We start from the raw sequence: 14,563 nt of genomic DNA, 5'->3' as shown, positions 1-14,563 counted from the left end.
CGACCCCCGACAGACACGAAAGGCCCGNGCCTTTCGTCGATGGACCTAGCGCAACCGGCGGCGACGCACCGCATCGCGCGCGACGATGAAGATCAGCAGAGCCGACGAACCGATGAGGTACAGGCTCTCGACGTGGCCTTCGTGGTTGCCGATCAGCATCAGCAGCAGGAACACCGCCACGATCAGGGCCATGACGCGGAAGAACTTGGGGGCTTCCCCGCTCCAACCCCACTCGGCGGACGGCACTTCCGCCGCCACATCACCACGAGTGGACTGCAACTCGGTACCGGCCACGGTTTCCTCCTGCTCACCAGATGCTGCTGTTGCTGCTTATCGTGACATACGACCCCGCGTCGTACGAAGCGGGGCATGCGTGTGGCGCCTTCCGAGGGGTGCAGACCGGGCGGTTCAGGAACCGTTCAGGTGCGTGGGGAACAATGCTCGCGTGGCCGACACTCGATCTTCTTCCCGCACCCGGGTGCTCCTGCTGGGCAGTACCGGTTCCATCGGTACCCAGGCACTCGACGTGATCGCCGCCAACCACGACGACTTCGAAGTCGTCGGTCTCGCCGCGGGCGGAGGCAAGACGGACCTGCTCGCCGAGCAGATCCGCGCGACGGGTGTCCGCGAGGTGGCCGTGGCCGACCCCGACGCCGCCGCACGTCTCGATCTGCCGGTCCGGAGCGGCCAGACCGCTGTCACCGAACTCGTGCGCGAGGTCGAGGCCGACGTCGTGCTCAACGCCCTCGTCGGCTCCCTCGGCCTCGAACCGACGCTCGCGGCGCTCGGTACCGGTGCACGACTCGCGTTGGCGAACAAGGAATCGCTGGTCGCGGGCGGCTCGCTCGTCACGAAGGCGGCGGCGCCGGGCCAGATCGTGCCCGTCGACTCGGAGCACTCCGCGCTCGCGCAGTGCCTGCGCGGCGGCACCGGCGGCGAGGTGGCGCGTCTCGTGCTCACCGCCTCGGGCGGTCCGTTCCGCGGCTGGACCGCCGATCGCCTCGAATCGGTGACGCCCGAACAGGCCGGCGCCCACCCCACCTGGTCGATGGGGCCGATGAACACCCTCAACTCGGCGACCCTCGTCAACAAGGGACTCGAACTCATCGAGACCCACCTGCTCTTCGGTGTGGACTACGACCGGATCGACGTGACGGTGCACCCGCAGTCGATCGTGCACTCGATGGTCACCTTCGTCGACGGATCGACCCTCGCCCAGGCATCGCCGCCGTCGATGAAGCTGCCGATCGCGCTGGCCCTCGGCTGGCCGCACCGCGTCCCGCACGCCGCCCCGGCACTCGACTTCTCGACCGCGTCCACCTGGGAGTTCGAACCCCTCGACGACGACGTCTTCCCCGCCGTGCGGCTCGCGCGCCAAGCGGGCGCGGGCGGCGGATGCCTCACCGCCGTCTACAACGCGGCCAACGAGGTCGCCGCCGAGGCCTTCCTCGCGGGGACGCTGTCGTTCCCGCGGATCGTGCAGACCGTCGAGGCCGTGCTGAACGACGCACACGAGTGGTCCGCCGAACCCAGTACCGTGGACGACGTGCTCGCCGCCGACGGCTGGGCCCGCGACCGGGCGCGCACACTCGTATAGGAGGATCGGCCACTCATGATGTTCGCACTGGGCGTGGTGGTGTTCGCCCTCGGCATCGCCATCTCCATCGCCCTGCACGAGGCCGGCCACATGTGGACGGCGCAGAAGCTGGGCATGAAGGTCCGGCGCTACTACATCGGGTTCGGTCCCCGTGTGTTCGCCTTCCGCCGCGGTGAGACCGAATACGGTCTCAAGGCGGTTCCGGCCGGCGGGTTCTGCGACATCGCCGGCATGACGGCCCTGGACGAACTCGCGCCCGACGAGGTCGAGCGCGCGATGTACAAGCAGAAGACGTGGAAGCGCCTCGTCGTGATGTCGGGCGGCATCGCGATGAACTTCCTGCTCGGCATCGTGCTCATCTACGGCCTTGCCGCCAGTGCGGGACTGCCCAACACCGACAACCGCGCGGTGGTCGGCACCGTCGGCTGTGCCGCACCGACCCAGGACGGCCCGCCCGACTACACCCCGGCCGACTGCTCGGGTCCCGGCCCGGCCGAGCAGGCCGGCATCGAACCGGGCGACGTGATCGTCGCCGTGGACGGGCAGTCCGTCGAGACCTTCGGCGACCTCGTCCGGGCCACGCAGCCCCTGGCGGGCACCGTGCCGTTCACCGTCGAACGCGGCGAGGAGACCCTCACCGTGCCCGTCACGGTCCAGCAGGTCCAGCGCTGGGTCTACGAGAGCGAGTCGCCCGACGCCGAACCCGTCTCCCGCACCGTCGGTGCTATCGGGGTCGGGGGGGAGCCGGGCATCATCGAGTACACGCCGCTCTCGGCGATCCCCGCGACCTTCGACTTCACCGGTTACCTGGCGGTCCGCACGGCCGAGGCCCTCGTGAGCCTGCCGAGCAAGGTCGCCGACCTGTGGACGGCCGTCACCGGGGGAGAGCGCGCGGTCGACACCCCGGTCAGCGTCGTGGGCGCCAGTGTCATCGGCGGTCAATTCGCCGAGCGCGGCATCTGGGAGTCGTTCGTGTTGCTGCTCGCACAGCTGAACTTCTTCCTCGGTGCGTTCAACCTCCTCCCGCTGCTGCCGCTCGACGGCGGGCACATGGCCGTCGCGATCTACGAGAAGGCCCGCAACTGGCTGCGCGGACTGCGCGGACTGCCGGTCGGCCCGCCCGTGGACTACATGAAACTGCTGCCGCTGACCTATGTGGCGGTGGTCATCGGTGGCGCCTACATGGTGCTCACCCTCACAGCAGACATCGTCAACCCCATCAAGCTGTTCTGATCTGCGCCGGTAGAATTGCCGAGTAGCGACGAAAGAAGGCGAACTGTGACCAGCCCCGTCGGATTGGGCATGCCCGAAATTCCTGCGGTCCTCGCGCCCCGACGCAAGACCCGCCAGCTCATGGTCGGAAATGTCGGCGTCGGCAGCGATCACCCGGTGTCCGTGCAGTCGATGACCACCACGAAGACGCACGACGTGAACGCCACCCTCCAGCAGATCGCGGAGCTCACGGCGTCCGGCTGCGACATCGTGCGTGTCGCGTGCCCGCGTCAGGAGGACGCCGACGCACTCCCGATCATCGCGAAGAAGAGCAAGATCCCGGTGATCGCCGACATCCACTTCCAGCCGCGGTACATCTTCGCCGCGATCGACGCCGGCTGCGCGGCCGTGCGCGTCAATCCTGGCAACATCAAGGAATTCGACGGTCGCGTCAAGGAGGTCGCCAAGGCGGCCGGCGATGCCGGGATCCCCATCCGCATCGGCGTCAACGCCGGCTCGCTCGACCCCCGGCTGCTCGCCAAGTACGGCAAGGCCACGCCGGAGGCGCTCGTCGAGTCCGCCCTCTGGGAGGCGAGCCTGTTCGAGGAACACGGCTTCGGCGACATCAAGATCTCCGTCAAGCACAACGACCCTGTCGTGATGGTCGAGGCATACCGGCAGCTCGCCGCGCAGTGCGACTACCCCCTGCATCTCGGCGTGACCGAGGCGGGCCCCGCCTTCCAGGGCACCATCAAGTCGGCCGTTGCCTTCGGGGCGCTGCTGAGCGAGGGCATCGGCGACACCATCCGCGTGTCGCTGTCGGCGCCGCCCGCCGAGGAGATCAAGGTCGGCACGCAGATCCTGCAGTCGCTGAACCTGCGTCCCCGCAAGCTCGAGATCGTCTCGTGCCCGTCCTGCGGGCGCGCCCAGGTGGACGTCTACTCCCTCGCCAACGAGGTCACCGCCGGACTCGAGGGCATGGAGGTGCCGCTGCGGGTCGCGGTGATGGGTTGCGTCGTCAACGGACCCGGTGAGGCCCGCGAGGCGGATCTCGGTGTGGCCTCCGGAAACGGCAAGGGCCAGATCTTCGTCAAGGGCAAGGTCATCAAGACCGTGCCCGAGGCGCAGATCGTCGAGACCCTCATCGAGGAAGCGATGCGCATCGCCGACGAGATGGAAGGCAACGCCTCGGGCGGCGGCCCCGTGGTGTCGGTCGGCTGATACGGGTGGGGCGCACGGGACGGCGTTCTCTCACTTTCGAGGACTCAGGTTTCCACGCCGCCGTCCGGCATGGCACTCTGATCTCGTATCGGCTTGTCGACGGGTGGTGAGCGAGTGCTCAAGCTTCTGGGTGTCCGGTCGTTGGGCGGACGTGACACCGCCGCGGTGCTCCGGGTGCTCTCCCGCGACCCCGTGGCCGCGTGCATGGTGGCCGGCCGCGTCGAGGAGTACGGACTCGACGGGCGTGCCGTCGGCGGCGAGATGTGGAGCCGCGGCGGCCCGGAGACCTCGCTGTGCTTCTCGGGTGCGAACCTCATTCCGCTGCTGGGCAGTCCGGACGACATCCAGGCGTTCGCCGAGCGCGCGAGTCGCGGGCCGCGACTGTGTTCGTCCATCGTCGGTCGCGCGGAGTACGCGCTGCCGATGTGGGAGCGGCTCGAATCGGTGTGGGGCGCTCCCCGCGAGGTGAGGGCCGAGCAACCCCTGCTCGTTCTCGACCGCGAGCCGCTCGTCGAACCCGACCCGCAGGTCCGTCCCGTCCGGCCCGACGAACTCGACAGCTATCTGCCGGCCGCGATCTCGATGTTCATCGAGGAAGTCGGCATCGACCCGCGCACCGGTGACGGCGGTGCGGGTTACCGGCGCCGCGTCGCGAGCCTGATCGCGGCGGGACGCGCCTGGGCGCGGTTCGAGGACGGACAGGTCGTGTTCAAGGCGGAGGTGGGTTCGCAGTCGTCCACGGTGGGCCAGATCCAGGGCGTCTGGGTCGATCCCGCGCATCGCGGCTCGGGCCTCGGCACGATCGGTACGGCCGCGGTGGCCTGCGCGGTCGCTCGCAGCGGTCGCCTGCCCAGCCTCTACGTCAACAGCTTCAACGCCCCGGCTCGTGGAGCCTACGCCCGCGCGGGTTTCCGTCAGGTCGCGACGTTCTCCACGGTGCTGCTCGACTGATTTCCCGTCGGCTCTGCCTACGATGACGGGCGATGAGACCTCGAAGTTCCACCCCGGCATCCCCGTACGCACGCGCACTCCGGATCGGCGCTGTGTTGTCGGCGGCCATCGTGCTCCTCGGCCTGGCCGTCGCGTGCACGCCGCAGCCGGCCGGGCCGGAGGCCGCCGCCCAGGCGTTTCTCGACTCGTTCGCCGCGCAGGACGTCGCGTCGGCGGCGGATCGCACCGACCGCCCCGACGACGCGGCCGTCGCGATGGAGGAGGTCCTGGACGGGCTTCAGGCCGAATCCCTCACCGCCACAACGACATCCACCCGGATCAGCGGCGACTCCGCGACCGTGGGCTACAACTACGAGTGGCACCTGCCGAAGGAACGGGTATGGCAGTACACCGGTGAGCTCAACATGGGGCGCAGCGGGAACGACTGGATCGTGCGGTGGGCGAAGTCCGCGCTGCACCCGCAGCTCGGTGAACGGCAGACCATGCAGCTCCGCAGCAGCCCGGCGCCGCGTGCCCGGGTCAACGAGCACGCAGGCAGCGACATCCTCGTCCCCGGCACGGTCTACGGCATCGCCTTCGACGCCTCGCAGACCACCGACGTCGCCGGTGCCGCACGACAGCTCGCGTCGACGTTGTCGGAGTTCGATTCCTCGCTCACGGCGCAGGCGATCGCGGAATCGGTGACGGCCTCGTCCGGACCGCGGTCGGTGATGCGACTGCGCGAGGACGACTACGAGCGCGTCGCCCCACGTCTCGCCGGGATCGACGGTGTCGTGGTGACCGAGCAGGCCGACCTCGTCGCGACCGACCGCAACTTCGCACCCGATCTCGTGGGTCAGATCAAGAAGACCGTCATCGACGAGGTCGACGGCACCGCCGGGTGGAGTGTCGTCGTGGTGAACCAGTACGGCGTGGACACCGGGGTGCTCACCGAGACGCCGCCGCAGCCGGTGCCGTCGTTCTCGGTCAGTCTCGACCGTCCCCTCCAGCTCGCGGCTCAGGCGGCCGTCGACGCCCGCACCGAGCAGGCGATGACGGTCGTGATCGAGGCGTCCACGGGTGCGGTGCTGGCGGTGGCTCAGAACAAGGCCGCGGACAGGGACGGGCCGGTCGCGCTGGCCGGCCAGTACCCACCGGGCTCGACGTTCAAGATCGTCACCTCCGGTGCGGCGATCGCCGAGGGCCGCGCGACCCCGAACACGATGGTGCCGTGCCCCGGCCGCATCACGATCGGCGAGCGCAGCGTGCCGAACTACAACGAGTTCGAGCTCGGGACGGTCTCTCTCGCTACCGCTTTCGCCCGATCCTGCAACACCTCCTTCGCCAAGCTCGCCTCCGAGATGGCCCCGGACGCGCTGACCGTCGCCGCTTCGCAGTTCGGTATCGGTGTGGACTACGAGGTGGTCGGGATGCCGACCTTCACCGGATCGGTTCCGCCCGCGGAGGATCTCGTCGAACGGACCGAGGACGGCTTCGGTCAGGGCAAGGTGGTTGTGAGCCCGTTCGGGATGGCGCTCACCGCGGCGACGGTCGCCGCCGGCCGTACCCCGGTGCCCTATCTCATCGCGGGTCGCGAGACGGTTGTGAGCGGTTCGCCGCCGCCGGTGACGCCGGAGATGGTGGAGGGTCTGCGCGAGATGATGCGCCTGGTGATCACGAGCGGTACCGCCGACCGCATCCGGGACCAGGGCGACGTCTACGGCAAGACCGGCGAGGCCGAGGTCGAGGGCGGGTCGCACTCGTGGTTCGTCGGTTACCGCGGTGATCTGGCGTTCGCAACGCTCGTCGTGCGCGGCGGCAGCTCCGACAACGCGGTCGCGGTCACCCGCGACATGTTCGCCGCTCTGCCGCCGGAATACGACGAGGGAGCCTGAGCTCAGGTCGTACTCGCGGGCCGACCGTCGCGCCGGCCCGCGAGTCGCGTCACCAGCCACAGCACCACGCCGATCCCGAGCAGCACCCCGGCCGTCCGGTACTGGGTCGCGGGCCGGTCGACCCACGGCAGGACGAGGAACAGGCAGCTGGCCGCCCCGAGCAGCGGAAGGATCGTCGGCGCGCGGAAGTGCCGGTGCTCCACGTGGTCCCGGCGCAGGACCAGGGCCGCGACGTTCACGATCGCGAACACCCCCAGCAGGAGCAGCGCCGTCGTCCCCCCGAGTTCGGGCACCCCACCGACGAAGACGACGAGACCGACCGCGAGCAGCGTCGTGAACGCGATCGCGACATAGGGCGTGCGGCGCGTCGGGTGCACCCGCCCCAGGACGGCGGGCAGGACGTCCTCGCGGGCGATGCCGTAGACCAGCCGGCTCGCCATCAGCATGTTGATCAGCGCGGTGTTGGCCACCGCGAACATCGTGACGAAGGCGAAGATCCCGACCGGGAACGCCGGCGCGCCGACCTCGACCACCCGCAGCAAGGGCGTCTCGCCCGCCCCGAGTTCCTCGGGCGCGACGAGCGCGATCGCGGTGATCGACACGAGCACGTACACCAGCGCGGCGAGACCCAGGCCGAGCAGCAGCATCCGGGGGAAGATTCGGGTGGGCTCCTTGCACTCCTCGGCCATGTTCACCGAGTCCTCGAATCCCACCATCGCGAAGAAGGCCAGGGCCGTCCCCGCCACCACTGCGGAGAAGACGGACCGGTCGCCGGGATCGATCTCGACCACACGCGAGAAGTCGCCGCCGCCGAAACCCAACGCCCACATGCCGATCGCGACGATGATGAGCAGGCCGCCCAACTCGATCATCGTGAGCACCACGTTGGTCTTCACGCTCTCGCCGACCCCGCGGAAGTTGATCACCGCCAGGACGAGGACGAAGACCAGCGCGATTACGGTGATCCCGGCCGTGCCGGCCAGGTCGAGTCCGAAGGCCTCGGCAAAGTTCGCGGCGAACGCCCGCGCAGCCGTGGCGGCAGAGGTGATGCCCGAGGACATCACGGCGAAGGCCACCAGGAAGGTCAGGAAGTGCACGCCGAACGCCTTGTGCGTGTAGAGCGCCGCTCCGGCCGCCCGCGGATACTTCGTGACCAGCTCCAGATAGCTGAACGCCGTCACCGTCGCGACGGCGAACGCGACGAGGAACGGCAGCCACACCACGCCACCGACCTCGTTCGCGACCTCCCCGGTGAGGGCGTAGATGCCGGTGCCCAGGATGTCGCCGATGACGAACAGCAGGAGCAGACCCGGCCCGAGGACGCGGACGAGCTGGGGTGAGTCGGTCGTCTCGGCCACCGCAGGCCCCCTTCCGCGCACCCTGTCCGCCGGCGGGGGACCGGCCGGATTCAGGGCAGCAGACCCGATTTTCGCGCGGCGACGACGGCCTCGTGGCGGGAATGGACGTCGAGCTTGCTCATGGCGCTGCGCAGGTAGCTCTTGACCGTCTCGGCGCCGACCGACAGTCGCTGGGCGATCTCGGCGTTGCTGCACCCCAGCGCCACATGGGACAGCACGTCGGTCTCGCGCGGGGACAGCACGACGTCCGTCGGTTCCGGTTCCGTTCCGTCGAGCACCCCGGCGAGACGGTCGGACAACGAGCGGAGCTTCTCCTGCAGCGCCGGATCGGTCGTGCCCTGCGCGAGCACCCGCAGCTCGGCGTGGACCTCGCGGACCTGCGCGGTCGCGACGGGATCGCGGTCGCCGGACGACCGCTCGAGCATCGCGAGTCGCCGATCGACCTCGTCGCGCACCTCGATCTCGTGCGCGAGACGTGCGGCCGCCTGCGCGAACGCCGTCACCGCCCGATCACCGACCGGCGCGCACTCGCGCGCGGCGCCGTACAACACCGCGCGGGCCTTGCCCTCGACGAGTACCGGCACGGCGAGGATGGACCGCAATCCCTCGTACAGAACGGGACGGTCGAAGTGGTGCGTGATCGACGCAGAGCGACCGTAGTCCGACACCGTCACCACCCGCGACTCCGCGAGGACGCGACCGCCGAGACCGGCCCGCGGAGGCACCACGACCCCCGCCAGGCTGTTGGTGCGGGTGCCGAAGAATTCGCTGAGCTGCAGCGATCCCTGCTGGACCTCGCCGGCGAAGACCACCGGCAGCTGTGCCTGCGCCGCGGTGCGGCGGAGTTCACCGCGCAGGGCATCACCGTCACGGGGACGCAGCAGCGCCGACGAGGAGGACGACACGAACGCCACCCCTTTCCGGGGGTATCGGGGAACATGGTGTGACTCGAATCATAGACGTCGAACGGGTGTGCTCCACAGATCAGGAACACCCTGGCCGGTACGGACGAAAGGACCACAATGGGCGACACCGCGAGCCGCGTGCGGACACTGCTCGAGCGGTACGACACGGCAGACGCCTGCGCAGCCCGACTGCTGTGCGACGACCATCCCGCCGACGCGGTGGCGTTCACCGTCGTCGACGCGGACCTGAGCTCCACCGATCTCACCTACGGCGAGCTCCGCGAACGGTCGACCCGCTTCGCCGCGGCGCTGGCGGATCTCGGTGTCGAACCCGGCGACCACGTCGCGACGCTCATGGGCAAGTCGGCAGACCTGGTGGTCGCGGTTCTCGGTATCTGGCGTCGCGGCGCCGTGCACGTGCCGCTCTTCACCGCCTTCGCCCCGCCGGCGATCGCCTTCCGACTCGACGCGAGCGGCACCAAGGTGGTCGTGGCCGATCGTGATCAGGCCGGCAAGCTCGCCGCGGGATCGGATCTTCCCGCCGAGGTGCCGTGGCAGGTCGTCGTGGCCGGTGAGGGAGACGCCGACGCGTCCGGGCGTGGGGCCCGCGACTTCGGCGAGCTGGTCGCCGCGCAGTCGGCCGACGACCCGCGTGGCGAGGCTGTCGCCGTCGGCGCCGAGGGGCGCCTGGTCCAGCTGTTCACCTCCGGCACGACCGGCACTCCCAAGGGTGTTCCCGTCCCGGTGAAGGCGCTGGCGTCCTTCCACGCCTACCTGGAGTTCGGCCTCGACGTGCGCAAGGACGACGTCTTCTGGAACGCGGCCGATCCGGGATGGGCGTACGGGCTCTACTACGCGCTGCTCGGGCCGCTCGCGGCCGGTCGGCGCAGCCTCCTGCTGCACGCCGGTTTCTCGCCCGCGCTCACCTGGCAGATCCTCGACACCTTCGGGGTGACCAACTTCGCGGCGGCCCCGACGGTCTACCGCAGCCTCAAGGCCGACACCGCCGAGCACCCGCCGGTGCGGCTGCGTCGTGCTTCCTCGGCCGGTGAGCCGCTGACCCCGGACGTCCTCGAGTGGTCGCAGGAGACCCTCGGTGTCGTGGTGCGCGACCAGTACGGACAGACCGAACACGGCATGTTCGTCGTCGACGCGTGGGCGGACGAGCTGCGCGAGGACACCCCGGCGCGTTCGATGGGCAAGCCGCTGCCGGGCTGGAGCTGCGCGGTGCTGCGCGAGGACAGCGACGAGATCGCCGAGCCCGGTGAGGTCGGACGCGTCGCGATCGACGTGCACGCGAGCCCGCTCGTGTGGTTCACCGGCTACGTCGACGCACCCGAGAAGACCGCCGACCGGTTCAGCGAGGACGGCCGCTGGTACCTGACCGGCGACGCCGGCAAGGTCGACGAGAACGGCTTCTTCTTCTTCTCGTCCCGCGACGACGACGTGATCATCATGGCCGGTTACCGCATCGGCCCGTTCGACGTCGAGTCGGTGCTCGTGATGCACCCCGACGTGATCGAGGCCGCCGTTGTGGGTCTGCCGGACGAACTGCGGGGGGAGGTCCTCGAGGCGTTCGTGGTGCTGCGGGAGGGTGTCGAGGGCGACGACGCGCTCGAGGCGGAGCTCCAGAAGCTCGTGAAGCAGAAGTACGCCGCCCACGCCTACCCGCGCGCGGTGCACTTCGTGCCGCACCTGCCCAAGACGCCGAGCGGCAAGGTCCAGCGCTTCAAGCTGCGCCAGGCGGGCGCTGTGGGCTGATCGGCGCACGACGGCCCGATCGGTGGATGACGGGGGAGCGGGGCGCGGCAGCTAATCTGGAAGTCATGGCTACCCGCGCTCCGCTCGTCCCCGGCACTCCGACTCCCATCCGGGAGGTGCCCGCATCGATCGAACGGCCGGAGTACGTGTGGAAGCCCACGGCGAAGGAAGGCAACGAGCCGTGGGTGCAGACACCCGAGACGATCGAGAAGGTGCGACTCGCGTCGAAGATCGCCGCACAGGCCCTCGTCGAGGCCGGTAAGGCTGTCGCGCCGGGCGTGACCACCGACGAGATCGACCGCGTCGCGCACGAGTACATGTGCGACCACGGCGCCTACCCGTCGACCCTCGGCTACCGCGGCTTCACCAAGTCGTGCTGCACCTCGCTCAACGAGGTCATCTGCCACGGCATCCCCGACTCGACCGTCGTCGAGGACGGCGACATCGTCAACATCGACGTCACCGCCTACATCGACGGCGTCCACGGCGACACCAACGCCACCTTCCTGGCCGGCGACGTCTCCGAGGACGTCCGCCTGCTCGTCGATCGCACCCGCGAGGCCACGATGCGCGGCATCAAGGCGGTCAAGCCGGGCCGGGCCCTCAACGTCATCGGCCGGGTCATCGAGTCCTACGCCAACCGCTTCGGCTACGGCGTCGTCCGCGACTTCACCGGCCACGGTATCGGCGAGACCTTCCACAACGGCCTGGTGATCCTGCACTACGACCGGCCCGACATCGACACGATCATCGAGCCCGGCATGGTGTTCACCATCGAACCGATGATCAACCTCGGTACGCCCGACTACGAGATCTGGGACGACGGCTGGACGGTCGTCACCAAGGACCGCAAGTGGACCGCGCAGTTCGAGCACACCATCGTCGTCACCGACACCGGCGCCGAGATCCTCACCCTGCCGTGACCTCCGCTCGCTGAGCGAGCACGGAGTTCGGCCCCNGGGTCGGGGCCGAACCTGTTCCGGAAGGCGGCCGGCCTAGGGTGCCGCGTTGCGGGCGACCTGCCAGGTCGCGCCCACGCACACCGCGGCCACCAGCAGGGGGAGCACCACCAGGGTCGTCGTCGGCGACGCGTCGACGATCCACGACCACAGCGACGACCACGACCGGGTCCACGTGACGAGGATCGCGGCGAGACCGCCGATCACGACGACGGACGCGGCGGCCGTCAGCAGACCCGTTGCGCGCCAACGGTGCTGGATTGCCCCGATGAGCATCGACAGCGCAACGATCAGGAGCATCGTGGCGAAGAAGCCCAGGAACTGCACCACGGAACTGTCGGTGACGAAACGCAGGATCCCGAACATCCGCATGTCCACTCCCCAGCCCCCGGTCGCGGCCTCGAGCACCGAGAGGAGCTGGAAGGCGATCGCGAACACCGCCGACTGGGCCACCGCGATCGCCACCATCGACTGCATGTAGTGCGATCGCGTGGAACCGAGACGCAGTGCGAACGAGAACATCTGGGTCATCGCCAGGATGTAGAAGGCGACGATGAAGCCGTAGACCGACAGCATGCTGCCGGTGACGTTGTACTCCGCACCCGTGTCGACGAGGGAGAAGATCACCCATGGGATGAGGGCCGAGGTGATCAGGAGCCCGACGGGCCACGCGACGAACAGCGGCCACGAGACGAGTTGCAGGCGGGCGACGGACAGGACACGCGCCGACCCGGTGGTGACCGGTGCAGGCAACGGGATCGCGGTGGTCACAGCGATGCCTCCTCGTTCGTGGTGACGGTCTCGGGTGTCCGGTGGAGGTGGACCACGAGGTCCTGGAGCGAGATCGGTTGCACGTCCACACGTCCGGAGGCGTGGGGGAGTTCGTCCGCGTCGTTGCGGAGGAAGGCCGTGCGGGCGACACCGCCGAGGCTCTCCGTGTGCAGGACGGTGCTGTCGCCGACGATCCGCGCCACCTCGTCCGCCGGGCCGGTCGCCTGTGCGGCGCGGGTGCGCAGCGTGTCGGTGTCCTCGTCGACGACGAGGTGTCCGCGGTCGAGCACGAGGATGTGTTCGAGCAGGTCGGCGGCCTCGTCGATCAGGTGGGTCGACAACACGATCGTGCGCGGACGCTCCGCGTAGTCGAGCAGCAGTTCGTCGTAGAACATCTGCCGGGCCACGGCGTCGAGACCGAGATACGGTTCGTCGAAGATCGTCACCGGTGCGCGCGACGCGAGACCCACCACGATGCCCAGTGCGGAACTCATGCCGCGGGAGAGCTTCTTGACCTTGCGTCCGCAGGGCAGCGCGAACCTGTCGGCCAGCCGCTCCGCGTACTCTCGATCCCACAGCGGCAGAATCAGTTCCGCCGAGGCGAGTACGTGCCCGACGCGCATGTCGTCGGGATAGCGCTGGGTGTCGGCGACGAAGCACACCTGCTGGAGCACCGCGGTGTTCTCGTACGGATCGGCTCCGAACACCTCGACGCTGCCGGTCGTGGGGCGTATGTGGCCCGCGAGCAGCTGCATCAGGGTGGTCTTGCCGGCGCCGTTGCGGCCGAGCAGGCCGTAGATCGTGTTCCGGCGGAGTGTGAAGTCGGCGTCGGTGAGGGCGGCGACGTCCCCGAACCGCATGCCGAGGTGACGTGCGCGGACGACGGGCGGAGTGATGGTCATACGTGCTCCCGTGTGTCGAGCATGGACTTGAGCTCGTCGATGCCGATTCCGAGTTTCTCGGCCTCGAGGACGAGCGGGACGACGTACTGCTGGGCGAACCGATCCCGTCGGCGGGCGATCAATTTGTCGCGGGCGCCGGTGGTGACGAACATGCCGATTCCTCGCTTCTTGTAGAGGATTCCGTCGGCGACCAGGGCGTTGAGGCCCTTCGCGGCCGTGGCCGGATTGATGCGGTGGAAGGCCGCGAGCTCGTTCGTCGAGGGAACCTGCGATTCCTCCGCGAGGCTGCGGTCGACGATCGAGTTCTCGATGAGCTCGGCGATCTGTTGGAAGAGGGGCTTGCCCTCGTCGTTCAGCACGACGCCCCGGGACTCGAAGACGGGTGCATCGGTTCATTACTCATGTAATGAACCATAGGACCTTGTCGTCGATACGGCAAGAGGCGGAGCACGGACTGCGGCCATGTAGCGTTTGCCCATGGAATCGAGGACGGTGACCACGCCCGGTGGGGACGTGCAGGTTCGGATCGGCGGCCCCGAAAGTCGTTACACGGTGCTGCTCTTCCCCGACGCGGGGGAGGACGCAGGTGTGTACGACGTCGTGTGCGAGCGGCTGCACACGTCCGACCTGCGGACGATCGTGGTCGAGAAGATCGACGGACTCGCGCCCGCCGACGTGTTCGCCCTACTGGACGCCCTCGCCCTGCCCTGGGTTCATCTGGCGGGCAGCGGCGCGGGAGCCGAGCTGGCCTGGGCCGTCGCCGCAGGACGCTTCGGACGCTTCGCGAGCCTGGTGGTCGCCGACCGCGGCCATCCCGCGGTCGCGGATCGTGACGGCACGGTGCGCGACGCGTCGGCGCCGCCCGCGGAGGTGCCCACCACGATCGTCGTGGGCGATGCCTCGCGCCGACCCGAAGCGGACGCATCGATGCGCTACGTGACGGGAGAGTTCCGGGTGGTCGAACTCGCCGGGGTCGCCAACGTGCCCGCCGAGGCGCCCACCGACTTCGCGTCCGCGATCGCGCTGCGCACCGGAAGCTGGTGAGACGCGTG

Annotated in this window: 14 protein-coding genes; 8 read left to right on the top strand and 6 right to left on the bottom strand. The window is 69.3% G+C overall.

All coding sequences use genetic code 11. The features are described 5' to 3' along the window. Positions 1-45: 45 nt before the first annotated feature. Entirely contained in the window at positions 46-294 is a 249-nt protein-coding gene (locus ACLBYD_RS07570; protein ID WP_088897315.1) for a DUF2631 domain-containing protein, read from the bottom strand. A 151-nt stretch (positions 295-445) separates the two neighbouring features. Here ACLBYD_RS07570 and dxr point away from each other — a divergent pair, with 151 nt between their 5' ends. From dxr to ACLBYD_RS07545, 5 genes are all read left to right on the top strand, one after another. Continuing rightward, positions 446-1,597, top strand: coding sequence for a 1-deoxy-D-xylulose-5-phosphate reductoisomerase (dxr, locus tag ACLBYD_RS07565; RefSeq protein WP_447815947.1), 1,152 nt, complete (start codon positions 446-448; stop codon positions 1,595-1,597). Between the two features lie 15 nt (positions 1,598-1,612). Then, entirely contained in the window at positions 1,613-2,830 is a 1,218-nt protein-coding gene (locus ACLBYD_RS07560) for a M50 family metallopeptidase (protein WP_447815946.1), read from the top strand. Between the two features lie 45 nt (positions 2,831-2,875). Then, the gene (ispG, locus tag ACLBYD_RS07555; RefSeq protein WP_016691224.1) at positions 2,876-4,030 is read left to right on the top strand and encodes a flavodoxin-dependent (E)-4-hydroxy-3-methylbut-2-enyl-diphosphate synthase; all 1,155 of its coding nucleotides are present in this window, start codon (positions 2,876-2,878) and stop codon (positions 4,028-4,030) included. Between the two features lie 114 nt (positions 4,031-4,144). Then, positions 4,145-4,981 (top strand): GNAT family N-acetyltransferase, encoded by an 837-nt coding sequence (locus tag ACLBYD_RS07550; protein ID WP_447815945.1) that lies wholly within the window; start codon positions 4,145-4,147, stop codon positions 4,979-4,981. 32 nt (positions 4,982-5,013) lie between these two features. Continuing rightward, on the top strand, positions 5,014-6,855 hold the full coding sequence (locus ACLBYD_RS07545; protein ID WP_447815944.1) for a penicillin-binding transpeptidase domain-containing protein: 1,842 nt from the start codon (positions 5,014-5,016) through the stop codon (positions 6,853-6,855). 2 nt (positions 6,856-6,857) lie between these two features. Here the strand turns inward: ACLBYD_RS07545 and ACLBYD_RS07540 are convergent, their stop codons facing one another. Further along, complete coding sequence (locus ACLBYD_RS07540; protein WP_447815943.1) at positions 6,858-8,213, bottom strand: APC family permease; 1,356 nt, start codon at positions 8,211-8,213, stop codon at positions 6,858-6,860. Positions 8,214-8,263: 50 nt separating this feature from the next. After that, positions 8,264-9,127: a LuxR C-terminal-related transcriptional regulator gene (locus ACLBYD_RS07535; protein ID WP_006554249.1), complete on the bottom strand. Its 864-nt coding sequence runs from the start codon at positions 9,125-9,127 to the stop codon at positions 8,264-8,266. Positions 9,128-9,235: 108 nt separating this feature from the next. Between ACLBYD_RS07535 and ACLBYD_RS07530 the strand changes: the two genes are divergently transcribed. After that, complete coding sequence (locus tag ACLBYD_RS07530; RefSeq protein ID WP_447815942.1) at positions 9,236-10,879, top strand: AMP-binding protein; 1,644 nt, start codon at positions 9,236-9,238, stop codon at positions 10,877-10,879. A gap of 65 nt (positions 10,880-10,944) precedes the next feature. Further along, positions 10,945-11,802 carry a type I methionyl aminopeptidase gene (map, locus tag ACLBYD_RS07525; RefSeq protein ID WP_447815941.1) on the top strand — a complete coding sequence of 286 codons (858 nt, stop codon included), beginning with the start codon at positions 10,945-10,947 and terminating at the stop codon, positions 11,800-11,802. Positions 11,803-11,874: 72 nt separating this feature from the next. Here the strand turns inward: map and ACLBYD_RS07520 are convergent, their stop codons facing one another. From ACLBYD_RS07520 to ACLBYD_RS07510, 3 genes are read right to left on the bottom strand one after another with little or no spacing between them, the layout of a single operon-like run. Beyond that, complete coding sequence (locus ACLBYD_RS07520; protein ID WP_447815940.1) at positions 11,875-12,609, bottom strand: hypothetical protein; 735 nt, start codon at positions 12,607-12,609, stop codon at positions 11,875-11,877. Continuing rightward, on the bottom strand, positions 12,606-13,511 hold the full coding sequence (locus ACLBYD_RS07515) for an ABC transporter ATP-binding protein (RefSeq protein WP_447815939.1): 906 nt from the start codon (positions 13,509-13,511) through the stop codon (positions 12,606-12,608). The genes ACLBYD_RS07520 and ACLBYD_RS07515 overlap by 4 nt, the downstream gene beginning before the upstream one ends. After that, the gene (locus tag ACLBYD_RS07510) at positions 13,508-13,867 is read right to left on the bottom strand and encodes a GntR family transcriptional regulator (protein WP_447816063.1); all 360 of its coding nucleotides are present in this window, start codon (positions 13,865-13,867) and stop codon (positions 13,508-13,510) included. The genes ACLBYD_RS07515 and ACLBYD_RS07510 overlap by 4 nt, the downstream gene beginning before the upstream one ends. Before the next feature lie 121 nt (positions 13,868-13,988). Here ACLBYD_RS07510 and ACLBYD_RS07505 point away from each other — a divergent pair, with 121 nt between their 5' ends. Next, positions 13,989-14,555, top strand: coding sequence for an alpha/beta fold hydrolase (locus ACLBYD_RS07505; RefSeq protein WP_024100650.1), 567 nt, complete (start codon positions 13,989-13,991; stop codon positions 14,553-14,555). Positions 14,556-14,563: the final 8 nt, after the last annotated feature.

The organism is Rhodococcus sp. C26F (assembly GCF_053345925.1).
This window is presented reverse-complemented; position numbering and strand designations above follow the sequence as displayed.

Coding starts and splice junctions, on each gene's coding strand:
- ACLBYD_RS07560 (WP_447815946.1), top strand. CDS start 1,613: ATGATGTTCGCACTGGGCGTGGTGGTGTTCGCCCTCGGCATCGCCATC.
- ACLBYD_RS07545 (WP_447815944.1), top strand. CDS start 5,014: ATGAGACCTCGAAGTTCCACCCCGGCATCCCCGTACGCACGCGCACTC.
- ACLBYD_RS07530 (WP_447815942.1), top strand. CDS start 9,236: ATGGGCGACACCGCGAGCCGCGTGCGGACACTGCTCGAGCGGTACGAC.
- map (WP_447815941.1), top strand. CDS start 10,945: ATGGCTACCCGCGCTCCGCTCGTCCCCGGCACTCCGACTCCCATCCGG.
- ACLBYD_RS07515 (WP_447815939.1), bottom strand. CDS start 13,511: ATGACCATCACTCCGCCCGTCGTCCGCGCACGTCACCTCGGCATGCGG.
- ACLBYD_RS07505 (WP_024100650.1), top strand. CDS start 13,989: ATGGAATCGAGGACGGTGACCACGCCCGGTGGGGACGTGCAGGTTCGG.